This window comes from Fusobacterium ulcerans (assembly GCF_003019675.1).
Classification (GTDB): Bacteria; Fusobacteriota; Fusobacteriia; order Fusobacteriales; family Fusobacteriaceae; genus Fusobacterium_A; species Fusobacterium_A ulcerans.
Window position 1 is genome coordinate 1,859,657 of the sequence record NZ_CP028105.1, and the last position, 26,012, is coordinate 1,885,668.

At 31.9% G+C, this 26,012-nt stretch carries 29 protein-coding genes; 28 read left to right on the forward strand and 1 reads right to left on the reverse strand.

Annotated elements, in window-relative coordinates; translation table 11 throughout:
- Positions 1-3: 3 nt before the first annotated feature.
- From C4N20_RS08655 to disA, 28 genes are all read left to right on the forward strand, one after another.
- Complete coding sequence (locus tag C4N20_RS08655; RefSeq protein WP_005979081.1) at positions 4-723, forward strand: ribonuclease HII; 720 nt, start codon at positions 4-6, stop codon at positions 721-723.
- A 15-nt stretch (positions 724-738) separates the two neighbouring features.
- The gene (locus C4N20_RS08660; protein WP_005979083.1) at positions 739-1,098 is read left to right on the forward strand and encodes a YraN family protein; all 360 of its coding nucleotides are present in this window, start codon (positions 739-741) and stop codon (positions 1,096-1,098) included.
- The gene (locus tag C4N20_RS08665) at positions 1,082-1,285 is read left to right on the forward strand and encodes a zinc ribbon domain-containing protein (protein WP_008698156.1); all 204 of its coding nucleotides are present in this window, start codon (positions 1,082-1,084) and stop codon (positions 1,283-1,285) included. The genes C4N20_RS08660 and C4N20_RS08665 overlap by 17 nt, the downstream gene beginning before the upstream one ends.
- The gene (locus tag C4N20_RS08670; RefSeq protein ID WP_005979085.1) at positions 1,260-1,898 is read left to right on the forward strand and encodes a ComF family protein; all 639 of its coding nucleotides are present in this window, start codon (positions 1,260-1,262) and stop codon (positions 1,896-1,898) included. The genes C4N20_RS08665 and C4N20_RS08670 overlap by 26 nt, the downstream gene beginning before the upstream one ends.
- An 18-nt stretch (positions 1,899-1,916) precedes the next feature.
- On the forward strand, positions 1,917-2,528 hold the full coding sequence (locus C4N20_RS08675; protein WP_005979087.1) for a hypothetical protein: 612 nt from the start codon (positions 1,917-1,919) through the stop codon (positions 2,526-2,528).
- A gap of 93 nt (positions 2,529-2,621) precedes the next feature.
- Positions 2,622-3,377 (forward strand): triose-phosphate isomerase, encoded by a 756-nt coding sequence (tpiA, locus tag C4N20_RS08680; RefSeq protein WP_005979089.1) that lies wholly within the window; start codon positions 2,622-2,624, stop codon positions 3,375-3,377.
- A 17-nt stretch (positions 3,378-3,394) separates the two neighbouring features.
- Positions 3,395-4,915, forward strand: coding sequence for a 2,3-bisphosphoglycerate-independent phosphoglycerate mutase (gene gpmI, locus C4N20_RS08685; protein WP_005979091.1), 1,521 nt, complete (start codon positions 3,395-3,397; stop codon positions 4,913-4,915).
- Positions 4,916-5,097: 182 nt separating this feature from the next.
- Entirely contained in the window at positions 5,098-5,232 is a 135-nt protein-coding gene (locus C4N20_RS16790) for a hypothetical protein (protein WP_005979093.1), read from the forward strand.
- Positions 5,233-5,376: 144 nt separating this feature from the next.
- Complete coding sequence (locus C4N20_RS08690; protein WP_005979095.1) at positions 5,377-6,861, forward strand: Na+/H+ antiporter NhaC family protein; 1,485 nt, start codon at positions 5,377-5,379, stop codon at positions 6,859-6,861.
- Positions 6,862-7,061: 200 nt separating this feature from the next.
- A complete protein-coding gene (locus tag C4N20_RS08695) occupies positions 7,062-7,421 on the forward strand; it encodes a hypothetical protein (protein WP_005979097.1) in 360 nt (119 codons plus the stop codon).
- Positions 7,422-7,474: 53 nt separating this feature from the next.
- The gene (locus C4N20_RS08700; RefSeq protein ID WP_005979099.1) at positions 7,475-8,965 is read left to right on the forward strand and encodes a Na+/H+ antiporter NhaC family protein; all 1,491 of its coding nucleotides are present in this window, start codon (positions 7,475-7,477) and stop codon (positions 8,963-8,965) included.
- Between the two features lie 116 nt (positions 8,966-9,081).
- A complete protein-coding gene (locus tag C4N20_RS08705; RefSeq protein WP_005979102.1) occupies positions 9,082-9,432 on the forward strand; it encodes a hypothetical protein in 351 nt (116 codons plus the stop codon).
- 53 nt (positions 9,433-9,485) lie between these two features.
- The gene (gene gltS, locus C4N20_RS08710; protein ID WP_005979105.1) at positions 9,486-10,679 is read left to right on the forward strand and encodes a sodium/glutamate symporter; all 1,194 of its coding nucleotides are present in this window, start codon (positions 9,486-9,488) and stop codon (positions 10,677-10,679) included.
- A gap of 464 nt (positions 10,680-11,143) precedes the next feature.
- Positions 11,144-12,076 (forward strand): LysR family transcriptional regulator, encoded by a 933-nt coding sequence (locus C4N20_RS08715; RefSeq protein ID WP_005979107.1) that lies wholly within the window; start codon positions 11,144-11,146, stop codon positions 12,074-12,076.
- Between the two features lie 132 nt (positions 12,077-12,208).
- Complete coding sequence (ychF, locus tag C4N20_RS08720) at positions 12,209-13,306, forward strand: redox-regulated ATPase YchF (RefSeq protein ID WP_005979110.1); 1,098 nt, start codon at positions 12,209-12,211, stop codon at positions 13,304-13,306.
- Positions 13,307-13,390: 84 nt separating this feature from the next.
- Positions 13,391-13,885 (forward strand): YceD family protein, encoded by a 495-nt coding sequence (locus tag C4N20_RS08725; protein WP_005979112.1) that lies wholly within the window; start codon positions 13,391-13,393, stop codon positions 13,883-13,885.
- Positions 13,886-13,921: 36 nt separating this feature from the next.
- Positions 13,922-14,104, forward strand: a complete 183-nt coding sequence (gene rpmF, locus C4N20_RS08730; RefSeq protein ID WP_005949123.1) for a 50S ribosomal protein L32 — start codon at positions 13,922-13,924, stop codon at positions 14,102-14,104.
- A 161-nt stretch (positions 14,105-14,265) separates the two neighbouring features.
- Complete coding sequence (gene plsX / locus C4N20_RS08735) at positions 14,266-15,282, forward strand: phosphate acyltransferase PlsX (RefSeq protein ID WP_005979114.1); 1,017 nt, start codon at positions 14,266-14,268, stop codon at positions 15,280-15,282.
- A gap of 8 nt (positions 15,283-15,290) precedes the next feature.
- Positions 15,291-16,283 carry a beta-ketoacyl-ACP synthase III gene (locus C4N20_RS08740; RefSeq protein WP_005979117.1) on the forward strand — a complete coding sequence of 331 codons (993 nt, stop codon included), beginning with the start codon at positions 15,291-15,293 and terminating at the stop codon, positions 16,281-16,283.
- Positions 16,284-16,349: 66 nt separating this feature from the next.
- Positions 16,350-17,264: an ACP S-malonyltransferase gene (gene fabD, locus C4N20_RS08745; protein WP_005979119.1), complete on the forward strand. Its 915-nt coding sequence runs from the start codon at positions 16,350-16,352 to the stop codon at positions 17,262-17,264.
- Between the two features lie 45 nt (positions 17,265-17,309).
- Positions 17,310-17,534, forward strand: coding sequence for an acyl carrier protein (acpP, locus tag C4N20_RS08750; protein ID WP_005979121.1), 225 nt, complete (start codon positions 17,310-17,312; stop codon positions 17,532-17,534).
- Positions 17,535-17,616: 82 nt separating this feature from the next.
- On the forward strand, positions 17,617-18,855 hold the full coding sequence (gene fabF, locus C4N20_RS08755) for a beta-ketoacyl-ACP synthase II (protein ID WP_005979123.1): 1,239 nt from the start codon (positions 17,617-17,619) through the stop codon (positions 18,853-18,855).
- 18 nt (positions 18,856-18,873) lie between these two features.
- A complete protein-coding gene (rnc, locus tag C4N20_RS08760) occupies positions 18,874-19,581 on the forward strand; it encodes a ribonuclease III (RefSeq protein ID WP_005979125.1) in 708 nt (235 codons plus the stop codon).
- Positions 19,568-20,608, forward strand: coding sequence for an elongator complex protein 3 (locus C4N20_RS08765; RefSeq protein ID WP_005979128.1), 1,041 nt, complete (start codon positions 19,568-19,570; stop codon positions 20,606-20,608). The genes rnc and C4N20_RS08765 overlap by 14 nt, the downstream gene beginning before the upstream one ends.
- The gene (locus C4N20_RS08770; RefSeq protein WP_005979130.1) at positions 20,589-22,058 is read left to right on the forward strand and encodes an Rne/Rng family ribonuclease; all 1,470 of its coding nucleotides are present in this window, start codon (positions 20,589-20,591) and stop codon (positions 22,056-22,058) included. The genes C4N20_RS08765 and C4N20_RS08770 overlap by 20 nt, the downstream gene beginning before the upstream one ends.
- Before the next feature lie 11 nt (positions 22,059-22,069).
- Positions 22,070-22,564 carry a pantetheine-phosphate adenylyltransferase gene (gene coaD, locus C4N20_RS08775; RefSeq protein ID WP_005979132.1) on the forward strand — a complete coding sequence of 165 codons (495 nt, stop codon included), beginning with the start codon at positions 22,070-22,072 and terminating at the stop codon, positions 22,562-22,564.
- A 68-nt stretch (positions 22,565-22,632) separates the two neighbouring features.
- Positions 22,633-23,964, forward strand: coding sequence for a DNA repair protein RadA (gene radA, locus C4N20_RS08780; RefSeq protein ID WP_371417991.1), 1,332 nt, complete (start codon positions 22,633-22,635; stop codon positions 23,962-23,964).
- Entirely contained in the window at positions 23,954-25,003 is a 1,050-nt protein-coding gene (disA, locus tag C4N20_RS08785) for a DNA integrity scanning diadenylate cyclase DisA (RefSeq protein ID WP_005979138.1), read from the forward strand. The genes radA and disA overlap by 11 nt, the downstream gene beginning before the upstream one ends.
- 60 nt (positions 25,004-25,063) lie before the next feature.
- Here disA and C4N20_RS08790 read toward each other — a convergent pair whose 3' ends face one another.
- Positions 25,064-25,951 (reverse strand): ABC transporter substrate-binding protein, encoded by an 888-nt coding sequence (locus C4N20_RS08790; RefSeq protein WP_005979141.1) that lies wholly within the window; start codon positions 25,949-25,951, stop codon positions 25,064-25,066.
- Between the last annotated feature and the right edge of the window lie 61 nt (positions 25,952-26,012).

The window sequence follows — 26,012 nt, forward strand, 5'->3', positions numbered from 1 at the left end:
ATCATGAAAAATAAAAAAAATGATGAAAGACCAGAAAATCAGCTGGGACTTTTTTCTGTGGAAGAGAAAAAAGTGACAAGAGGAAGAAAGAAGAAAAATATTTTAAGTGAAGAGAAAGAAGCTGCATCACTTCATGACTTTGATATTAACATAGGTGAAGAAATTATAGGAGTAGATGAAGCAGGAAGAGGGCCACTGGCAGGATCTGTAGTAGCTGCTGCTGTAAAGATAAAAGATTATAACAGTGACCTTGATGAGATAAATGATTCAAAACAAATATCGGAAAAAAAGAGAGAAAGACTTTATGATGTGGTAAAAGAACATTTTTATGTAGGAGTAGGAGTAGCTGATGCTAAAGAGATAGATGAAATAAATATACTTAATGCTACTTTTTTAGCAATGAGAAGAGCTCTGGAGAATTTAAAAAAAGAGTGTGAAGGAGAATACCTTGTACTAGTAGATGGAAATTTCAAGATAAGAGAATATAAAGGAAGACAGGAACCTATAGTTAAAGGGGATGGGAAAAGTCTTTCAATAGCGGCCGCTTCTATAATAGCAAAAGTGACAAGGGACAGAATGATGAGAGAGGAAGCTGTTAAATATCCTCTCTATGGATTTGAGAAGCATAAAGGCTATGGAACAAAACAGCACAGAGATGCAATAGAAGAACATGGAGTATTAGATATACACAGAAAAAGTTTTCTCACTAAAATATTAAAATAAAGACTGGAGATTCTTATGAATAAAAGAGAAAAAGGTAGTATTTATGAGGAGAGGGCAGCAGAGTTTTTAGAAAAAAATTCATATAGAATTTTAGATAAAAACTACCATGGAAAACATGGAGAGATAGATTTGATAGCATTAAAGGATAGACAAATCGTATTTATCGAGGTAAAATATAGAGAAACATCTAAATATGGTGATGGTGTAGAGGCTGTAGATAAAAGAAAAGCTGTAAGAATATATAAAACAGCAGAAGAGTATCTTATAAAAAATCATATAGTAGATCACGATGTCAGATTCGACTGTATAAGCTATTTAGGAGATAAACAGAAATGGCTTAAAAATATTTTATGGGGTGATGAAATTGGATTTTAAGTGTGTAAAATGCGGATGTGATAAATATCAGGTAAAAACTTCGATTTTACCAGAAAAAAGTCCAGGGCTAAAGCTGGAATTAAGTACTTATTATATAAAGACATGCTTGAATTGTGGATATACAGAAATATATTCCGCCAAAATAGTGGACATGGAAAAAGATGAAGAGCTTAAGCCAGAGTTTTAGGAAGCTTTTCTTTTCAGTAAAGTGTTCAGTATGTGGAAAAATTATAGAAGATGAAAATAATTATATATGTCATGAGTGTTTCAAAATATTGAAAAGAAAAGCTGAGATGAAAAATATATTTAATTACTATTTTTTATATTATTATGATGAGGATATAAAAAAAATTATAGCAGATTATAAACTTAAGAATAGAAAGGGACTTTCAAGAGAAATTTCTATTTTAATAAAAAAACCTTTAAAGGAACTGATACAAGAAAAAAGAATAAATATAGTGATACCAGTTCCAATAAGCAGAAACAGAATGAGAGAAAGAGGATTTAATCAGATAGAAGAAATATTGGAAGAATTGGATATAGATTATAAAACAATGGATAGAATAAAGGATACAGAACATATGTATTCTATACTGGAAGAGAAAAAAAGAGAAGAAAACATTAAAAAAGCCTTTAAACATAATGAGGTAGATGCAGATGGGAAAAACATACTTATAATAGATGATATAGTAACTACAGGAAGTACAATAAGAGAAGTAGTGAAGGAGATAAGGAAAAGGAGTTCTCCAAAAGAGATCTATGTTTTTTCAATAGCAATGTCGAGATTCTTTAAAAAATAAATGAAAACAGAGGTTATGATGGAAGTATATGTAGATAATGTAAAAGTGGAGATGAAACAGAAAAATTTTAAAAGTTTGGGAAATGCAATTTCTGCAATCAATAAAAAACTTATGAAAGAAAATAAAATACCCCATGAAATATATGTAAATGGGAGCACTTTAAGAGATAATAGTATTATAGGAGGTAAAGATCTCAAAGTTATTGAAGTAATAACAAAAACTCATGGAGCTATGATACTGGAATCAATTCTTACAGCTAAGGAGTCAATTGACAGATATTTTGAAATATTTGATGATATGGAAGAAAGTGGTCAAGAAAGTCTTAATGATGAAGATGAAATTCAGCTCATTGAAATGGTGATTTTTTTGAGATGGTTTTATAATCTTCTTCTTTTAATAAAAGAAAACCACATACTTGATTTTATATATGAAGATTTTGATGAATATATAGAAGATTTCAAAAAAGAACTGGAAGTTGCAGAGCAGGCATATGAAGCAAGAGATCTGATAGGATTTATAGATATACTTGAATTTTCAATAGGAGATCTTCTAATAGAATTTTATGATAATGTAGAAGATTATTACAATGATATCGCAGAAGAAGAAAATCGTAAAAGATTGCTCAATTAATAGTTATTATATGACCAATGATACATTTGAAAAATAATGATTACTGTGATAATATTTATTGAAAAGTAAATATAAAAATGGAGGTTATTTAGGATGAGAAAAAAAGTTATAGCTGGGAACTGGAAAATGAATAAAACTAATGCAGAAGCGGTAGAAATGCTTACTGAATTAAAAGAACTTGTAAAAGGAATAGATAATGTAGGAATAATAATAGGAGCTCCATTCACTGCACTTTCTGATGCTGTAAAAGCTGTAAAAGGAAGTAATATAGCAATAGCAGCGGAAAATGTTTATCCAAAAGATTCAGGAGCATACACAGGAGAAGTTTCTCCATCTATGCTTAAAGCTATAGGAGTAGAATATGTTATTCTAGGACATTCAGAAAGAAGAGAATACTTCAAAGAAAGTGATGAATTCATAAATGAAAAGGTAAAAGCTGTCTTAGCTGCTGGAATGCTGCCAATACTATGTATTGGGGAAAAATTAGAAGAAAGAGAATCAGGAAAAACTGGTGAAGTTACTGAAACTCAAATCAGAGGTGGATTGAAAGATCTTACTGCTGAAGAAGCTAAAAAAGTAATAGTTGCTTATGAACCAGTATGGGCAATAGGAACAGGTAAAACTGCTACACCTGAAATGGCTCAGGAAACACACAGACAAGTAAGAGATGTACTTGTATCTATGTTTGGAAATGAAACTGCTGAAGAGATGATAATCCAATATGGTGGATCAATGAAGCCTGATAATGCTGTTGAATTATTAGCACAAAAGGATATTGATGGAGGACTTATAGGAGGAGCATCTTTAAAAGCTTCTTCATTTGCTGAAATAGTTGTAGCAGGAAAATAAAAGAGGTGGAAAATTAAATGAACAAAAAACCATTAATGCTTATGATATTAGATGGATGGGGTATCAATAAACATCCAGAACAAAAAAATGCAATAGTAGCTGCAAACCCTGAAAATTTTTACAGACTTGAAAAAGAATATCCTCATTCTGAACTGGAAGCTTCTGGTGAAGCTGTTGGTCTTCCAGATGGACAAATGGGAAATTCAGAAGTAGGACATTTAAACATAGGTTCAGGAAGAGTAGTTTATCAGCCATTAGTTGAAATTTCAAAAGATATAAGAGAGGGAACTTTTTTCAATAATAAGGTTCTTAAAGAAGCTTTTGAATATGCTGCAAAAGAAGGAAAATCAGTACATTTTGGAGGATTAGTTTCTCCAGGAGGAGTACACTCACATACTGATCATCTTTATGGTCTTTTGATGATGGCTAAAAAATATGGAGTAAAAGCTTATGTTCATGCTTTTCTTGATGGAAGAGATACAGCTCCTGAGTCTGGAGAAGGATTTTTAAAAGAACTTGAAGCTAAAATGAAAGAAATAGGTGAAGGAACAATAGCAACTATATCTGGTAGATATTATGCTATGGATAGAGACAAGAACTGGGACAGAGTAAAAAAAGCCTATGATGCTATGGTATATGGAATAGGAAATCATGCTTCTTCAGCTATTGAAGCAATAGAAAAATCATATGCTGAAAAAGTAAGTGATGAATTTGTAATTCCTACTGTAGTATGTTCAGAGGGAATTATCAAAAAAGGAGATGTATTTATAAACTTCAACTTTAGACCTGACAGAGCAAGAGAAATAACAAGAGCTTTAAATGATAAAGAATTCTCTGGATTTGAAAGAGAATATCTAGGGCTAAAATATTATTGTATGCGTCAGTATGATTCTACTATAGATGCACCAGTGATTTATGGAGAAAAAGATATAACTAATACTCTTGGTGAAGTTATATCGAAGGCAGGATTAAAACAATTAAGAACTGCTGAAACAGAAAAATATGCCCATGTAACTTTCTTCTTTAATGGAGGAAAGGAAGCTCAATATGAAGGAGAAGAGAGAAAACTTGTAGCATCACCTAAAGTAGCTACATATGATCTCCAGCCTGAGATGTCAGCATGCGGAGTTACAGAAGGACTTATGGAAGCTCTGGATTCAGGGAAATTCGATGTTATTATAGTCAACTATGCCAACCCTGACATGGTAGGTCACACAGGGGTATTTGAAGCTGCTGTAGCTGCTGTGAAGAAAATAGATTTCTGTTTAGGAAAAGTTTCTCAGAAAGTACTTGAACTTGGAGGAACACTTTTAGTGACTGCTGATCATGGAAATGTTGAACTTATGGAAGATCCAGTTACTAAAATACCATTTACTGCACATACAACTAATAGAGTTCCATTTATAATGGTGTCAAATGAGTATAAGAATTATAAACTAGAAGATGGAAAATTATCAGATATAGCTCCAACTATGTTGGAAATTTTGGGTATAAATAAACCAGAAGAAATGAATGGAAAATCACTATTAGTAAAATAAAAAAAATTATAATCTTTTTTTAAAAGGTATCTGTTTTTTAAACAGATACCTTTTTTGTTTGATTAAAAAAATTTTAAGAGATAAAAAGAATAGAAATTTTTTTTAAAATAAAGGATTTTAAAAATAAAAATTGAGAAAGGGGCAATTTTTATACATTTCTCTTAGTAAAAGAAGGTATACAAATGTTAAAAAACATGTGTAATATGTTTAGTTTTGAAATATATAGCTTGACAACTAAACGAAAAGATGGTAAAAAAGTAATAGGAAATGGGAATAAAAGCAGAATGAGTATACCTATGAAAGTTTTATTTTTATGAACTATTCTAGCAGAAGAAAAAAGAAAGTATAGGTTAGGGATATATTTTTTTATTTTTTTTGAAAGAATATAAAATAAAATTTGTAGATACCACTGCTATTGCTTATTCTTAATTTAAACCTAATAATATTTTGGAGGTAAAAATATGATAGCAGTACTTAAGTTAAGTCCGGTTTTTGTGCTAGCAGCACTTATGATAAGCGGATTTGATGCTCTGATCGCAGCACCTTTGGCAACAATAGTTGCAGCATTGATAGCTATGTGGACAGAGAAGAAAAACTTCGCATACATCTTGGATGCAGCGATAACAAATGTAAGAGAAATAACAATAGCATTGTTTATTTTGATGGCAGCTTATGCTCTTGCAGAGACATTCATGTCAACTGGAGTTGGAGCATCAATCATCAATATGGCATTAAACTTGGGGATAACAGGAAAGACTGTTGCACTTACAGGAGCAATAGTAACTTCTGTATTATCAATAGCTACAGGAACAAGCTGGGGAACATTTGCAGCCTGTGCACCTATCTTCTTATGGCTTAACCATATAGTTGGAGGAAATATTCTTCTTACTACAGCAGCAATAGCTGGAGGAGCATGTTTTGGAGATAACATTGGTCTTATTTCTGATACTACAATAGTAAGTTCTGGTATACAAGGGGTAGAAGTTGTTAGAAGAATCAGACACCAAGGTGTATGGTCTGGGCTTGTACTATTATGTGGAGTAGTAGCTTTTGGAGTTGCAGGAATGATGATGGGACTTCCATCAGTAACTGGAAATGGATCTGAAGCTATTAATCAAATACCAGCAGAAGTATGGACAAAACTAGCTGAAGAAAGAGAATCAGCAGTTACATTATTGAATCAAGTAAGAGATGGAGTTCCTTATTATATGGTAATCCCTCTAGTATTGGTTCTTGTTGCAGCATTTATGGGATATCAAACATTTATCTGTTTATTCTTAGGAATAGCAGCAGCATATGTACTTGGTAAATTTGCAGGTACTGTAACTAGTACAACTGATTACTTAAATGACCTTGTAATGACTGGATTTGCAGATGCAGGATCATGGGTTGTAGTAATGATGATGTGGGTAGCAGCCTTTGGTGGAATAATGAAGGTAATGGATGCCTTCAAACCTGTGTCAGACTTAGTTGGAAAAATTTCAAAAAATGTAAGACAGCTTATGTTCTGGAATGCAATTCTTTCAATATTTGGAAACATGGCACTTGCAGATGAAATGGCACAAATAGTAACTATTGGACCAATCATCAGAAACCTTGTTGAAAAGAATGTAGTTGGAAGTGAAGAGGATATATATACTCTTAAACTTAGAAATGCAACATTCAGTGACGCAATGGGAGTATTTGGATCTCAATTGATTCCATGGCACGTTTATATTGGATTCTATATAGGTATAGCTTCTACAGTATATCCTTTACATGAATTCATAGCAATAGATATTATAAAGTATAACTTTATAGCTTTCATAGCTGTATTTAGTATGTTATTCTTAACTTTAACAGGTTTTGATAGATTTATACCTAAATTTGCTCTGCCTAGAGAACCTAAAGTAAGATTAAAAACTGCTGAAGAAAAAAAAGCTGATGAAGCGGCAATTCATGCATAGTAATTAAAAATTGAATAATATGGGGGCAGATTCTATTGCTGTCCCCTATTATTTTACAAAAGTTAAAAATAAAAGAAAAATTTTATATGAAAATTTATGTGGAATAATATTTTTATAAATGTTGACAAAAGGTATAAAAGGTGGTAGTAATATACTTAATATAGACCTTTGAAATTAAACTGAAGGAGGATGGACTGATTATGAAAATAAAATTATTTTATTTTATAATTTCATGTGTATTTGCTGTAATTACTTCAACAAATAATAAAATAGATAAAGTCCATTGGCAGTTTAAAGAAAAAGGACAAAATATACTTTTGTTGGAGATACAGGAAAGTAAAATAAAAAATTATACTTCTATCTTTATTAATAAAATAGAACCAGAAAATGATTTAACTAATAAGATAAAAGGAAAATTTGAAATCTTTTATGAAAATGTTTTTCATACAGAAATAAGCGAAGAGATTAATAGAAATAATAAAGAAGCAGAAATAACGGGCAGGGAATTGCCTTATTATACAATTTTATATCGCTATAAAGATCGAGTACTCCGAATTTGATTTTACCCATCTTTCAGATAATTAAAATCAAATAAAATTAACCGGAGGCAAAGATGGGAATAATAGCAATAATTAAATTAGTACCAGTATTGGTTTTGGCAGCACTTATGATGAGCGGGTTTGATGCTTTAATAGCAGCACCATTAGCAACAATAGTTGCAGCAGCAGTAGCAATGTGGACAGAAAAGAAAAACTTTTCACATGTTTTAGATGCTGCAATAACAAATGTAAGAGAGATAACTATTGCATTGTTTATTCTAATGGCAGCATATGCTATGGCTGAAGTATTTATGGCAACTGGAGTAGGAGCATCAATCATCAATATGGCATTGACTCTTGGAATTACAGGGAAAACAGTTGCTCTTGTAGGAGCAATAGTGACATCTATATTGTCAATAGCTACTGGAACAAGCTGGGGAACATTTGCAGCCTGTGCACCTATCTTCTTATGGCTTAATCACATAGTTGGAGGAAATATTCTGTTAACTGTTGGAGCTATAGCAGGTGGAGCATGCTTTGGTGACAACATTGGTCTTATTTCAGATACTACAATAGTAAGTTCTGGAATACAGGGAGTAGAAGTTGTCAGAAGAGTAAAACATCAAGGTGTATGGTCTGGATTAGTATTGTTATTTGGAATAGTATCTTTTGGTATAGCAGGAATGATTATGGTACCTTCATCAGTAGCTGGAAATGGAGCAGAAGCTATTAGTCAAATACCAGCAGAAGTATGGGCAAAACTAGCTGAAGAGAGAGAATCAGCAGTTATATTGCTGAATCAAGTAAGAGATGGAGTTCCATATTATATGATAATACCATTAATATTAGTTCTTATTACAGCATTTATGGGATATCAGACATTTATATGCCTATTCTTAGGAATAGCATCAGCTTATATTTTAGGAAGATTTGCAGGTACAGTAACTAGCACTGACTCTTTCTTGAATGATCTAATCATGTCAGGATTTGCAGGAGCAGGAGGTTGGGTTGTTGTAATGATGATGTGGGTAGCAGCATTTGGTGGAATAATGAAAATGATGGATGCTTTTAAACCATTATCAGATCTTCTAGGAAGAATATCAAGAAATGTAAGACAGCTTATGTTCTGGAATGCTGTTCTTTCAATATTTGGAAATATGGCTCTTGCAGATGAGATGGCTCAAATAGTTACTATTGGACCTATCATTAAGAACCTTGTAGAAAAAAATGTAGTTGCCAGTGAAGAAGATATGTATACACTGAAATTGAGAAATGCAACATTCAGTGACGCAATGGGAGTATTTGGATCACAATTAATTCCATGGCATGTATACATAGGATTTTATATTGGTATAGCAGCTACAGTTTATCCTTTACATGAATTTGTGCCTATGGACATAATAAAATATAATTTTATTGCGTACATAGCTGTTTTTAGTATGCTTATTTTAACATTGACTGGATGGGATAGATTTATACCTAAATTTGCTCTGCCTAGAGAGCCAAAAGTAAGATTAAAAACAAAAGAAGAGATAGCAGCAGATGAGGCAGCTCTTCGTGTATAGGCATATATTTATGAAAAAACAATACTGTTTTTTATAAAAAAAGACTTCATATTGACATTAATGTTTAAAAGTGGTATAAAGAGTTATGGACAAAAAATAAAAGGGAGGGAAGTATGATGAGAGAGAAAATTTTATATTTTATGATATCTTGTGTATTTGCTATAGTAACTACATCAAGTGCTGCTCCAAATACTTCTCAACCTGTTTTTAGAGAAACGACAACAGATAGATTATTTGAAGCTGGTCAAGGAAATAGTGAGAAAAATTATGTGATTCTCACATTAGAAAAAGTAAAAATGGAAAGCAGGCTTGCTCCTAAAGAAGATATATTTTGGTCAGATGTATTTTTTAAGACAGAAGGTTCTTCTGTTCCAGGAATAAAAACTGAACTAATAGAAAAAACTATTGGAGTAAGAGCTGATTATACAATATTATCACGATACAAGGAGCGGGTGCTTCGGAATTAAAACCTTCATATATTTTTATTTAAAACAATAAAATATTATATGGAGGGAAAATTATGTTGACAGTAAACTTTAATATGGCAGAAACACTGGCGGTTGCAATAGTTGTACTTTTACTTGGTAGAGAGGTTAAGAAAAGAGTTAATTTTCTTGAAAAATTCTTTATCCCTGCTCCAGTTGTAGGAGGAGTTATATTTTCTATACTTCTATTGATTGGTAATAACACTGGTGCTTTTACCTTTAATTTTGATGGTGTCTTGAAAGATTTTCTAATGCTGATATTCTTTACTACAATAGGATTTACTGCAAGTGGAAAACTGTTGAAAAAAGGTGGAGTTGGAGTTGTTATATTCTTAATAACTGCCACAGTTCTTGTAATAATTCAAGACGTAGTTGGAGTTTCAATGGCTAAAGTTTTTGGACTTAATCCATTACTTGGACTAGCTGTAGGTTCTATTCCATTAACAGGAGGACATGGAACTTCTGGAGCTTTTGGACCAGTTCTAGAACAATTAGGAGTTACTGGAGGACTTTCAGTTTCAATAGCTGCTGCAACTTATGGATTAATTGCAGGATGTCTAATTGGTGGACCAATTGCTAAAAGACTTAAAGAAAAATATAATTTAAAACCAAATTTAGAAGAAACAGGAATGTCAATTGAAGAATTAGAAGATGCAACTGTTAATCCTGTTTCAGAATCTACTTTATTTGATGCAGTAGTTGTTATATCATTGGCAATGGGAATTGGATACTGGATAGCACCATTCTTGAAAACTTATGGAGTAGTAATTCCAGCATATATTGGACCAATGTTTATCGCTGCTATAATCAGAAATATAGCTGATATGTCGAAAAAAGAGCTTCCTATGAAAGAAATATCTATCACAGGAAATATAGCACTGTCTCTATTCTTGGCAATGGCATTAATGACATTGAAATTGTGGGAACTTGCTGCACTTGCTGTACCAATAGTAACAATACTATTAATACAAACAGTGATCATGGCAGCTTATGCATACTTTATTACATTCAATTTCAATGGAAAAGACTACGATGCTGCTGTTATAGCAACAGGACACTGTGGATTTGGACTTGGAGCAACTCCAAATGCAATGGCTAACATGGAAGTATTTACTAAAGAAAATGGGCCTGCAACAAGAGCTTTCTTTGTTCTACCTATCGTTGGAGCATTATTTATAGATTTTACAAACGCAACAGTAATAACATTTTTCATCAATATGTTTAAATAAAACCTATTGTTGAACTTTCTATATTTGTTGTGAATACCCTAACTCACAAGGGCTGGTCTTTTATGACCAGCCTTATTTTTATATAATGATATTTTAAATTTAAACATAAAAAAAGTAAAACAGTATATAATTTAATATCTCACAAGAATAATCTTGTAAGACAAAGAGAAATTAATATGTTAAAATTGATATAAGAAGTAAAAAACTACAGTTACAGCTGTAGCTTTTTATAGGGTATGACAAAATTATCTAAAAGATTCAGATAATTTTTTTATCAATCTGGTATATTAATTATGTGTGATATACAAGTGAAATATAATTTTATAGTATAAAAATTTTTTTAGTTTCTATGATTTATATTTAAATTATAGATTTTAAATAGAAAAAAGTAAAACAGTATATAGTTTAACAACTCACAAGAATAAACTTGTGAATATATAATAAGAGGAGAGGGGGAGAAAAATATGACAACAAGTTTTGAAATATTTTTAAAGGTAGCTGAAGAGTTAAGTGTAAGCAGAGCAGCAGCAAGATGTTTTGTAACACAGCAATGTGTAAGTGATCATATAAAAAGATTAGAAGAGGATTATGGAATTTTACTTTTTAATAGAAAACCACATTTTTCTCTGACTGAAGCAGGGCAGATACTTTATGAATCTGTTTTGGATATGCAAAAAATAGAAGAAAATATAAAAATGAAGTTTGATAGATTAAAGAATAATAAAAAACTTACAGTAGGAATGAATGCCACTAGGATAAGCCTTATACTTCCTGAACTTCTTCCTATATATAATGAAATATTTCCAGATGTAGAAATATCTTTTGTGATGCGTGAAACACGGGTGCTTGAACAGATGCTGCTAAAGGGAGAGATAGATGTATTTGTAGGGGTAAATGCAAACAGCAGTTCGAAATACTCTGCTGACCTTCTTGGAATGGAAAAAATAAATATAATAATTTCTTCGAAACTTTTTAAAAAGAATTTTAATTCTAAAAATTTAAAAGAAATGAAAAAAGGAGTAGATTTTTCTGAATTTAAAAATATTTCCTTTGTAAAAGAACCAGGATGGAGCAGAATAAACGAATTAATAGATTTCTATTCAAAACGTGAGGATGTATATTTGAAACCTCTTTACTATACAAGGGATTATGATACACAGATGGCTTTGTGCTCTTCAGGTCTTGTAGCTGTAGTTTGTCCTGGTATGATAACTAAAAAAATTCTGGAACATAATGAAAAAAATTCTAAGGAAAATGAAATATTTATATTTCCTTTGAATAATCAGACTGAGCTCTTAAAAATAGAATTAATAACATTAAAAAAATCTGATGAAAGTGATTATAAAATTAAATTTATAGAGCTGTTAAAAAAACATATGAAAGAAAATATTAATTAATGTAGAAACTCTTTCAAGTAAATAAAAAATGGAGAGCTGTATTATTTTATATGGAGATTTTCTCAGTATTTACAAATATTCTAATATGTGGTAAAATTTGTAGTAATATAAATTTTTAGGAGGGGCTTTTTAATGATTGGAATAGGAATAGTGGGTCTTCCAAATGTAGGAAAATCTACACTTTTTAATGCTATAACGAAAGCTGGAGCTGCTGAGGCAGCAAACTATCCCTTTTGTACAATAGAACCAAATGTAGGGATGGTAACTGTACCAGATAAAAGACTTGATCAACTTTCTGCTATAATTAATCCACAAAGAGTAGTACAGGCAACTGTTGAGTTTATAGATATTGCAGGACTTGTAAAAGGAGCAGCTAAAGGAGAAGGACTTGGAAATAAATTCCTTTCAAATATAAGAACTACTGCTGCTATATGTCAAGTAGTAAGATGTTTTGAAGATGAAAATGTCATTCATGTAAGTGGATCAGTAGATCCAATCAGAGATATCGAGATTATTAATACTGAGCTTATTTTTGCTGATATGGAAACTATAGAGAAAGCTATTGAAAAACATAAAAAATTAGTAACAAGCAAAAATAAAGAATCAATGGAATTAATGCCAGTATTGCTAAAATGCAAGGAACATCTTGATGGTTTTCAGTTGTTGAAAGTATTGACATTGACTCCTGAGGAGACAGAATTATTAAGAACATATCAACTGCTTACTTTAAAACCTATGATATTTGCAGCAAATGTATCTGAAGATGATCTTGCATCTGGAAATGAATATGTTGAAAAGGTAAAAGAATATGCTGAAACAGTAGGATCACAAGTAGTAATAGTTTCTGCAAAAGTGGAAGCTGAACTTCAAGAAATGGATGATGAAGCTGAGAAGCAGGAATACTTAGAAACATTGGGAGTAGAGGAAGCAGGACTTAGTAGATTGATAAGAGCAAGTTTTAAACTTCTGGGGCTTCAGACTTACTTCACAGCAGGAGTGAAGGAAGTAAGAGCTTGGACTATAAAAATAGGAGATACTGCACCTAAAGCAGCTGGAGAAATTCATACTGATTTTGAAAAAGGATTTATTAGAGCTAAAGTAGTTTCTTTTGATGATTTTATCAAATATTCAGGATGGAAAGGGTCGCAGGAAGCAGGAGTGTTAAGATTGGAAGGAAAAGAATATATCGTAAAAGATGGAGACTTAATGGAATTCCTGTTTAATGTTTAAAATAAAATCTTTGTGAAGAAATTTTACTTGACAAGGTTTAAAAAAATTAGTAAAATATCTAGGTATAGATTGGAGGAGGTTGTCTTGAAACTAAGAGTTAAAGATTTTAGCAGCGTTCTTAACAATACTATAAGGTTTGATTTTTATGCAGAAAGCATTGGTGACATTGAACTTTCAGATAAAATACATGTACTAGGAAGTGCAGTTTCTGATAACAATGGAAAGATAGAAATCAGTGGAAAATATTCTACAAAAGCTATTGTCCAATGTGTAAGATGCCTAAAAAATATTGAAATAGATCTAAGTGGAGAATTTACAGGAAGTTTTTTAGATGAAGGAGCATATAGACAATATATGAAAAATCTGAAAGCAGAATGTGAAATAGACAGTAATGAAATTTATGATGAAATCATAGATGGAGAGATAGATCTGTTAGAATTGGTAAGAGAGTATATAATACTTGATCTGCCTCCATACCCACAATGTAATCCTAAGTGCGAAGACGATTCTGAAATAGAAAAGTATAGTGATGATGGAATAAATTCAAGGTGGCAGCAATTATTACAAATAAAAAATTAATTTTTTAAATATGAGTGTAGTAGGAGGGAAACTAAGATGGCAGTACCTAAGAAAAAGACATCTAAGGCTAAAAAGAACATGAGAAGATCTCATCACGCTTTAACTGGAACTGGTTTAGCAACTTGTGAAGTTTGCGGAGCACCAAAAAGACCTCACAGAGTTTGTTTAAGCTGTGGAGACTATAATGGTAAAAAAGTTTTAGCTGGAGACGCTGAGTAATCAACGTAGGATGCAAATTAAATAAAAAAAGACAAGAACCATAATCTTGTCTTTTTTTATATGTATATATTTTTTAAAATTATTGAAATATCTAGTTTTCTATTTCGAAAAAGTAATGTATAATATATGAGAAAATGTTTTTTTATTTTAGGGAGGAAAGAATGAGAATAGCTTTAGATGCTATGGGTGGAGATAATGCCCCAGTGGAAACAATCAAGGGAGCAATAGCCGCTTTGAGTGAAATAGAAAAGTTACAACTTGTATTAGTTGGAAAAAAAGAAGTGATTGAAGCTGAACTTTCTAAATATAAGTATTCTAAAGAGAGAATAGAAATAGTAGATACAAGAGAAGTAATAGAGATGACTGATGATCCTGTGACAGCAGTGAAAACAAAAAAGGATTCTTCTATGAATAGAACTCTTGAATTAGCAAAAGAAGGAACTGTAGATGCTTCTGTTTCAGCAGGAAATACAGGGGCTCTTATCACAGCCAGTCAACTTAAGCTGAAAAGAATAAAGGGAGTGTTAAGACCAGCTATCGCAACTATGTTTCCTAATAAAAAAGGACATATGTTGATGCTTGATGTTGGGGCTACAGCAGATTGTAAACCAGAATTCCTTAATCAGTATGCAATGATGGGTTCTAAGTATGTAGAAATTCTTTTAGGGAGAAAAAAGCCTAAAGTAGGACTTCTAAATATAGGAACAGAAGAAGGAAAAGGTAATGAGGTAACAAGAGGAGCATACGAACTTTTAAAGGAAAATAAAGCAATAAATTTTGTGGGAAATGTTGAAAGTACAGAAGTAATGAATGGTGAAATAGATGTTGTTGTAACAGATGGATTTACAGGAAACATGGTTTTAAAAACAGCAGAAGGAATTGCAAAATTTGTACTGAGTATAATAAAAACTGAGATTAAGAAGAGTGTTATTTATATGTTAGGAGCTCTTCTGCTTCGTCCTGCTTTAAAAATGATAAAATTAAAAATGGATTCTTCTGAATATGGAGGAGCAATATTTTTAGGGCTTAATGGTCTTTCTATAAAAGCACATGGAAATTCAGATTCTAATGGAATAAAAAATGCAATAAAAGTTGCAAACAGATTTGCTGAAATAAACTTTGTAGAGGAATTAAAGAAAGTCATAGATATTGATGTTGATAAAGAAGAAACAAATTAGGAGGTAGAATGGAATTTAAAAGTGTAGGAATCAAAGGAATGGGATATTATGTTCCAGAAAGAATTATGTCTAACTTTGATTTCGAGAAGATATTAGATACTAGTGATGAGTGGATAAGAACAATGACAGGAGTAGAGGAAAGAAGATTTGCAGCTCCTGAAGAAGCAACTTCTGATCTTTGTGTAAAAGCAGCTGAAAAAGCACTGAAAGTTGCAGGAATGACTATAGAAGATATAGACATGATAATTGTAGCCACAGTTACACCAGACTACCCTGTTCAAAGTGCAGCTTGTCTTGTACAGCATAAAATGGGAGCAAGAAATGTACCATCATTTGATGTAAATGCTGCATGTAGTGGATTTATATACTCACTTACAATAGCAGGATCAATGATAAGAAGTGGGATATATAAAAATGTTTTAGTAATTGGAGCAGAAGTTCTTTCAAGAATACTTGATATGACTAATAGAAGTAACTGTATCCTTTTTGGAGATGGAGCAGCGGCAGCTGTAGTATCTGAAGTAGAGGAAGGATATGGAATGCTTTCTACATACCTTGGAGCAGAAGGAGAGGACAATTATGTTCTTAAAATACCAGCAGGAGGAAGTAAAAAACCTAATGATGCTGAAACAATAGCAAATAGAGAGAATTTTCTTGTAATGAAAGGACCGGAAGTTTTCAAATTTGCTGTACACGCTCTTCCATCAGCAACAAACAAAGCTTTAAAAATAGCAAATGTAAAATCTGAAGAGTTAAAAATGATATTTCCACATCAGGCTAATGTAAGAATAATAGAATCAGCAGCTAAAAGAATTCATGTGCCTATGGATAAATTCTATATGAATATTCAAAGATATGGAAATACTTCAGCAGCTTCTGTAGGAATTGCTTTAGGAGAAGCGTTAGAAAAAGGAATGCTTCAAAAAGGAGATTTAATTGCTCTTACAGGATTCGGTGCTGGACTTACTTATGGGTCAATCGTAATGAAATGGGCTTATTAATTATTGACATATTTTGAATGCTGTGATATATTAAAAAAACAGGTGTAATTAATAAGGGGGCTTTTTATGTCAAAAATTGCTTTTGTATTTCCAGGACAGGGAACACAATATGTGGGAATGGGAAAAGAACTTTATGAGAACAGTGAACTGGCAAAAAAAGAATTTGACAGTCTGTTTTCAAAGCTTGATTTTGATCTTAAGACAGTAATGTTTGAAGGACCAGAAGAAGCATTGAAAGAAACAAAAAATACTCAACCGGCTATCGTTTCTATGAGCCTTATACTTACAAAATTATTAGAAGCTAAAGGGGTAAAACCTGATTATGTTGCTGGACACTCAGTTGGGGAATATGCAGCTTTTGGAGCAGCAGGATATTTGAGCACAGAAGATACAGTAAAACTTACAAGTGCAAGAGGAAAATTTATGAATGATACAGCTGTAAAAGTAAATGGTGGAATGGCTGCAATCATTGGACTTGACTCAGAAAAAATAAAAGAAGTATTAACAAATGTTGAAGGAATAGTAGAAGCAGTAAACTTTAATGAACCAAACCAGACAGTAATAGCTGGTCAAAAAGATGCTATTGAAAGAGCATGCACAGCTTTAAAAGAAGCTGGAGCAAGAAGAGCAATGCCTTTAGCAGTATCTGGTCCTTTCCATTCTTCTCTAATGAAAGAAGCTGGAGAGAAATTAAAAGAAGAAGCAGAAAAATATACTTTCCAAATGACAGATGTAAAGCTTGTAGCTAATACTACAGCTGATACTTTAAACAGTATTGAAGATATAAAAAATGAGATATATGCTCAAAGTTTTGGACCAGTAAAATGGGTAGATACTGTAAAAAAATTAAAATCTGAGGGAGTAACAAAAATTTATGAAATTGGTCCTGGTAAAGTATTGGCGGGGCTTGTGAAAAAAATCGACAAGGAAATAGAAATAAAAAATATAGAAAAACTTGAAGATTTGGAAAATTTAATGTAAAATCTAAGTATAATGCATAGATAAAGAATTTTAAGGAGGAAAAAAATGTTAGATAAAATAAGAGAAATCGTAGTAGAACAATTAGGGGTTGACGCTGAACAAGTAACTCCAGAGGCTAACTTCGTAGAAGATTTAGGAGCAGATTCACTAGATACAGTTGAATTAATAATGGCTTTTGAAGAAGAATTCGATGTAGAAATTCCTGATACAGATGCTGAAAAAATCAAAACTGTACAAGACGTTATGGATTACATTGAAGCAAAAAGATAAGAAAATCTAATATATTAAGAAACGGGGTATGAATGTACCCCGTTCCTTATATATAGTATAATTATAAAGTAGAGGTGAGAGTGTGAAAAGAGTAGTAGTTACTGGACTTGGATTAATAACTGCGTTGGGGACTGGTTTAGAAAAAAGTTGGAAAAAAATATTAGCAGGAGAAACTGGAGTAGGGCTTATAGAGTCATATGATACTACAGATATGCCTGTTAAAATAGCAGCTGAAGTAAAAGATTTTGATCCATTAGAATTTGGAATTGAAAAAAAAGAAGTTAAAAAATTGGCAAGAAACACTCAATTTGCTATCGCTGCAACTAAAATGGCATTGGCAGATTCTGGTCTTGTTATAGATGAAAATAATTGTGAAGATGTAGGAGTAATTGTTTCTTCTGGTATTGGAGGAATAGAAATATTCGAAGGACAACATCAGACTATGCTTGAAAAGGGAGTAAAAAGAATATCTCCTTTTACTATACCTGGAATGATATCTAACATGGCAGCAGGAAATATAGGGATATATTTTGGTGCAAAAGGACCAAATAAATCTATAGTTACAGCTTGTGCAGCAGGAACTCATTCGGTTGGGGATGCTTTTGAAATGATAAAAACAGGAAGAGCTAAAGTGATGATAGCTGGAGGAACTGAAGCTTCTATTACTCCATTTGCAATGAATGCTTTTGCTAACATGAAGGCACTATCTACTAGAAATGATGAGCCTCAAAAAGCTTCAAGACCATTCTCAGCAGACAGAGACGGATTTGTAATGGGAGAAGGAGCTGGAATTCTTATTCTTGAAGAATTAGAATCAGCTAAAGCAAGAGGAGCAAAAATATATGCTGAAGTAGTAGGGTATGGAGAAACTTGTGATGCATATCATATAACTGCACCAGCTGATGGTGGAGAGGGAGCTGCAAGAGCTTTCAAAATGGCATTAAAAGAGGGAGACATTGATTTAAATGATGTTGACTATATAAATGCACATGGAACATCTACACCTGCAAATGATAAAAATGAAACTATGGCAATAAAAACTGTATTTGGTGAAAGAGCTAAAGAACTTTTAGTTTCTTCTACTAAGGGAGCTACAGGGCATGGACTAGGGGCAGCAGGAGGAATTGAAGCTGTATTAATAGCTAATACTATTTTTACAGGAGTAGTACCGCCTACTATCAACTATGATAATCCTGATGAAGTTTGTGACCTTAACTATGTACCAAATGCACCAGTAGAAAGAACTGTAGAAGTAGCTATGTCAAGTTCTCTTGGATTTGGTGGACATAATGCTGTTATAGCAATGAGAAAATATAAATAATATAATAAGGAGGATAAGTTGAAAAGGAATTATTTAGAGCTTGAAGGAAACTTAGGTTATTCTTTTAATAATAAAGAGCTTTTAAAAAATTCACTTATCCATAGATCTTTTGGAAATGAACACTGGAGATATAAAAAAATAAGCAATGAAAGACTAGAACTGCTGGGAGATGCAGTTCTAGATCTTGTTGTTACTGAATATCTTTATAAAAGCCATGAAAGTTCAACTGAGGGAGACTTAGCCAAAATAAAATCTATGGTTGTAAGTGAACCTGTACTGGCATCTATTTCTAAAAAAATGGATGTTGGAAAATATCTTCTTTTAAGCAAAGGAGAAGAAATGACAGGTGGAAGAGAGAGAAGCTCTATATTGGGAGATGCATTTGAAGCAATATTAGGAGCAATATATCTTGATTCAGATTTTGAAACAGCAAAAAAATATGCTTTGAGTCATATACAGGATTCAATAGATCATGTAGATAAAAATGAAGATATATTAGATTTTAAAACTATACTGCAAGAATACAGTCAAAGAGAATATAAAATAATACCATCTTATGAAGTGATAAGAGAAACTGGGCCTGATCATCAGAAAATATTTGAAATAGAAGTAAAGATTGGTGATAGAACAGGAAGAGGAACAGGAAAAAATAAAAAAAGTGCAGAACAATCAGCAGCTAAAGAATTATGTAAAAAGTTAGGTGTAAAAACACATGAAGCACTATAATATTCCCATCTTCATAAGTCATTTTGGATGCCCTAATGCTTGTGTTTTCTGTAATCAAAAGAAAATAAATGGACGTGAAACTGATGTGACAATGGAAGATCTGAAAGAAACAATAGAAACATATTTAGAAACTCTGCCAAAGAATTCCAAAAAAGAAGTGGCTTTTTTTGGTGGAACTTTTACAGGGATCTCTTTTGATCTCCAGAGACAATATCTAGAGACGGTACATGAATATATTAAGAAGGGATTAGTAGACGGTATAAGACTATCTACAAGGCCTGACTGCATAAATAAAGAGATAGTGGAACAGTTGAAAAAATATGGAGTGACTTCAGTAGAACTTGGAGTTCAGTCTTTAGATGAAAAAGTATTGAAAGCAACAGCAAGGTACTATCCAGCAGAGGTAGTAGCTGAAGCATGCAGTTTGTTGAAAGAATATAATATAGAACTGGGAATACAGCTTATGATAGGTCTTCCTGAATCAACATTTGAAAGTGATTTTTTCACAGCAGAAAAAGCTCTGAAAATGAATCCTGATACAGCAAGAATATACCCAACTCTTGTAATAAAAGGAACAAAGATGGAAGAGATGTTCAAAGATGGAGAGTATAAGGCTTTATCTATTGAAGAGGCAGTGGAAAGAACTAGAAAAATATACTCACTCCTAGAGAGTAGTGGGGTGAATGTAATAAGAGTTGGATTGCAACCAAGTGAAGACTTAAGAGAAGAAGGGGTAGTTTTGGGAGGACCCTTTCATCCAGCTTTCAGAGAACTTGTGGAGACAGAGATCTACTATAATTTTTTTAAAACTATAGCAGATAGAGAAAAAAAATTAGATATAAGAGCAAATGAGAGAAATATATCAAGACTAGTAGGAATAAAAAAAGCAAATAGAGAGAGACTGAAGGAATATTTTAATATAAAAATAGACAATAGTATTGGAAAAAATGAAGTCATTGTAAATGACAGAATATATTCAAGACTAGATATCCTTAGAAAGGAGATTAATGAACCAGATAGTAATTAATATAGATGAGTTTCAATCCAGAGCAGCAATAATAGAAGATGGAAAAGTTGTAGAAATTCTTGTAGAGAGAGAAGAAGAGGGAAGAATAAATGGAAGTATATACAAGGGAAAAGTAGCCAATGTCCTTCCAGGAATGGAGTCAGCTTTTGTTAATATCGGACTGGAAAAAAATGGTTTTCTTTATGTAAATGATTTGAGAGAATTTGAAGAAAAATATTTAGATGGGATATTAAACAGCAGCAGGCCTATAGAAGATATACTTAATGTAGGAGACGATGTAGTGGTACAGATACTCAATGAGCCTCGAGGAACAAAAGGAGCTAGAGTCACTACACATTTTACAATACCAGGAAAATATCTGGTGCTTATGCCTAATAATGATCATATAGCTATTTCAAAAAAAATAAGAGATGAAGAAGAGAGAGAAAGATTAGAAAATATATTTAAAGAGATAAAGCCTGAAAATATGGGTGTAATAATAAGAACAGCTGCTTTTGGAAAAAGTGAGTTCCATTTTGAAAGGGAGATAGAATATCTTGTAAAGAAATGGGAGGATATAGAAAAGAAAATAAAGGGAGCTAAAATAGGAGAGGTACTGTATAAAGATAATGGAATTATAACTACAGTATTAAGAGATATTTTCTCTAATGACATAGACGAGCTTATAGTAGACAATGAAGAGGTATACTGGGAGGTAATAGATTATATTAACGCTTTCAGTGAGAAGACTCTTAAAACAAAAATAAAGCTGTACAGAGATGGAAAAGAAAAGGATATCTTTGATTTATATGGTATAAATGAAGAGATAGATAAAGCACTTAATGAAGTGGTATGGTTAGAGTGTGGAGGATATCTTGTTATTCAGAAGACAGAAGCTCTTATCAGTATTGATGTAAATACAGGAAAGAACACGGGAAGTTTAAATCTTGAAGAGACAGTTGTAAATACTAATATAGAGGCAGCCAAAGAGATACCTAGACAGCTTAGACTTAGAAATTTTGGTGGGATAATAATAATAGATTTTATTGATATGAGAGTGGAAGAGGATAAAATCAAAGTACTTGAAGCTTTGGAAAAACATTTACAAAGAGACAGAATAAAAAATAATATAGTTCATTTCACTGATCTGGGACTTGTAGAGATGACAAGAAAACGTGCTGGGAAACCTCTGGCATATTATTTTCAGGAAGTATGTCCACATTGTAATGGAACTGGAAAAATAAAATCACAAGATGCACTTATTCATGAGCTCATGAAAGAAATCAAGATGTGTTCAGAAGATAAAGATATCAGTACAATAAAAGTGAAATTATCAAAAACACTTATAGAATCTTTTAAGGAAATATATTTTGAAATTATTAAAGAGTTCTTAAAAATGAAGAAAAAGGCTATAGAATTAGAAGTTGATACAAATAATAGTTGCCAATATGAAATAATTCTGGTTAAATAGAGGAGAGAACTATGAAAATAGGTGTTTATGCTGGAAGCTTTGATCCTATAACTAAGGGTCATTATGATGTTATAAAAAAATCATTAAAAATAACAGATAAGCTTATTGTGGCAGTTATGAACAATAGCAATAAAAAAGGATGGTTTTCTCTTGAAGAGAGAAAAGATATGATAAAACTCCTAGTTGGAGAAGATAGTGATAGAATAGAAGTGAAAAGTTTTGACGGACTACTGATAAATTTTATGAAAGAAAATGGAGCTGATATAATAATCAGAGGATTGAGAGCGGTTTCAGATTATGAATATGAACTGGGATATGCTTTTGCCAATCATGATCTCTCTTATGGAGAAATAGAGACTGTATTTATTCCAGCTGCAAGAGAATATATGTATTTGAGTTCTAGTTCAGTAAGAGAAGCAGCCATGGTAGGAGCCAGACTTGATATATTTGTAGATGATAAAATAGCTGAGATAGTGAAGGAAAAAGCAAAAACTATCAAAGGATAGGAGAAAAAGTGGCTAAAAATAAAAGTTTTTATGTTTGTGGTGAATGTGGATATAAATCATCTAAATGGATGGGAAAGTGTCCTCAATGCAATGAATGGGGTACTTTTGAGGAAGAGATAGAGATAACATCAGCAGGGGCACCTGTAGTTTCTTCAGCTGTTTCTGTAAAAGAGACTGCTGAAAAAGTATATTCATTTTCAGATATAAAAATGGAAGATATGTATAGATACAAAACTGGAGTAGAAGAATTTGACAGAGTACTTGGAGGAGGACTCCTTCAGGGAGAAGTAGTACTGGTAACAGGAAATCCAGGGATAGGAAAATCTACTCTTTTGCTTCAGGTAGCAGATAAATATACATCCTATGGAACAGTCATATATATTTCTGGAGAGGAATCACCTTCTCAGGTAAAAAACAGGGGAGAGAGACTTAAAATAAATGCAAAAGATCTATTCCTTATGGCTGAAACAGATGTTTCAAGTATTTATGAGTATCTTATAGCCAAAAAACCTAAAGTAGTAATAGTGGACTCAATACAGACTTTGTATAATTCTTCACTGGATTCTATACCAGGAACTCCTACACAAATCAGAGAGTGCACTTTAAAGATAATAGAGCTTGCTAAAAAATATAATATATCATTTTTTATAGTAGGACATATAACTAAAGATGGAAAAGTGGCAGGACCAAAAATGCTTGAGCATATGGTAGATGCTGTATTTAATTTTGAAGGAGAAGAGGGGCTCTTCTACAGGATATTGAGAAGTACTAAAAATAGATTTGGTTCAACTAATGAACTGGCTGTTTTCAGTATGGAAGAAGATGGAATGAAAGAGATAAAAAACTCCTCTGAATATTTTTTAAGTGAAAGAGACGAAAAAAATGCAGGAAGCATGGTAGTTCCTGTTTTAGAAGGAACAAAAGTATTTCTTTTAGAGATACAGACACTTCTTACTGAATCAAGTGTTGGGATACCAAAAAGAATAGTTCAGGGATTTGACAGAAACAGAATACAGATACTTACCGCAATAGCAGAGAAAAAAATGCACATGAGCCTTGCTATGAAGGATATGTTTGTAAATATACCAGGGGGCTTGAATATAGAAGACCCAGCAGCAGATTTAGCTGTCCTTATATCCCTTCTGTCAGTATACAGAGGAGTAGAAATAAGTCAAAAAATAGCAGCTATTGGAGAGTTAGGATTAAGGGGAGAAATCAGAAAAGTTTTTTTTATTGAAAAAAGGCTGAAAGAGCTTGAAAAATTAGGATTTAAAGGAGTATATATTCCAGAAGCTAATAGAAAAGAGATAGAAAAAAATAGTAATAAATATAAATTAAAATTAATATATTTAAAAAATTTAGAAGAACTTTTAGAAAGGATGAACAAGGATGGTCAATAAAAAGCTTGAAGAAATGCTCTTGCAAATAACTCCCGGAACGCCTCTGAGAGAAGGATTGTATAATATCATTGATGCAGGAATAGGTGCTTTGATAGTAGTTGGAATGGATGAATCAGTAGAAAAAATGCTTGATGGTGGATTTTATATAAATTGTGACTATACACCAGAAAGAATGTTTGAGTTGGCTAAAATGGATGGAGCTATAATAGTTGATGAAGAATGTAAAACAATAATATATGCAAATGTACATCTTCAAGTTGACAGAAAATATTCATCTGAAGAAAGCGGAACTAGACACAGAACTGCTCAAAGAGCAGGTAAACAGACTGGGAAATTAGTCGTAGCTGTATCTGAAAGAAGAAAAACTATAAGTTTATATAAAGGCGACATGAGATATAAACTTAAAAATATGGCTGAGATTATGAATGAAGCATCACAAGCTTTAAAAACTATGGAAAGATACAGATATGTATTGGATAAATCATTGGCAAATCTAACTATATTGGAACTTGATGATATAGTGACTATTTATGATGCTGCATTAGTTTTACAAAGATTTGAAATGATGATGAGAATAGAGGAAGAGCTAGAAGGCTATGTAGTGGAACTTGGAACAGAAGGAAGACTCATAGAACTTCAATTAGAAGATTTAGCTCAGGATATTCATGAAGAGATGCTGGAATTTTTAAGTGACTATAAGAGTGAAGAAGTTGAATATGAAAGTATCATTACACAGCTTAGGGAATTTACTAATACTGAACTTCTTGAAATTGAAAACTTTGCAAGTGTTCTTGGATATAAGAAAAGCTACAGCAGCTTAGATAATAAAATAAGCCCTAAGGGATATAGAATTCTTGGAAAAATAAGCAAACTTACAAAGAAAGATATTGAAAAATTAGTATCTAACTATGGAGAACTTTCTTCTATACAGGAAGCTCCTATTGAAGAACTATCAGATACAAAGTTGAGTAAATTAAAAATAAAAGCTATAAAAAATGGTTTGAAAAGGCTTAAATTTACAGTAGAATTAGAAAAATAAAAAAAATTATTGAGGATAACCTTTAAGCAGAAATATTGCTTTTATAGGTTATCCTCTTTTTTATTTTTTTATCTCATTCAGCTGTTCATAAAGGACTTCCATAGTTTCGAAAAGTCTTGGAGATCCCCTCAAAAAATCAATAGCATCAAAGACAATAATATTTTTTTCTTTTGCAGCTTTTGTTTCAGAGAGAAGAGGGTTTACTTTTAGTAATTCTCCAACTCCTCCAACATTTTTTGAAATAATAATAACATCTAAATTTTTAGCTAAAATATGTTCAGATGAGATTATTGGCATATTTCCAGTGAGGTCACCAGCAATATTCTCAACTCCCATATAAGTCAAAGTTTTTCCTGGAAGATATTTATTGCTGAATGAAACCAATGGGGAAGCTGAATAAACTATCATTCCTTTTAATTTTAAAGGATTTACTTTCTCTTTTTCTTTTATATTTTCTAATTTTTTCAAACTTTCATTATATAAAATATCTGCTTCTTTTTCTTTATCTAACAGAGCTCCAAATATTTTTATACTTTCCAATATTGTATCAGGACTTTTTATAGTATTATGACAAATAAATGGAACTTTCAATTCTTTTAATGAAGAGACTAAGGAAGAACCTTCATTTAATATTACTAAATCAGGTTCTAAAGAAATAATTTTTTCAAATGATGGTTTATGAGGAGTACCAACAGAAGTTAATTTTTCTGTTTTCTCATATGGCCAGACTTTACTTTGAGAATTTTTTACAATTCCAGCTATACACTCTTCTCCATTGAGCATGAATATAGTTTCAGCTACAGCTAAATCTATAATTACTACTCTGTTATATTTTTTCAATTCTATGGAGTTTCCAAAAGTATCATGCAGAAAATTATCTTTAATTTCATAAGAGTATAAAGAAATACTGGTAAAGAAAGATACTATAAGTAATATTATTTTTTTCACTTTTAACACTCCTTTTATTTTAGTTAAAATTGATACTACAGAAAAATATAATTTAAATAAA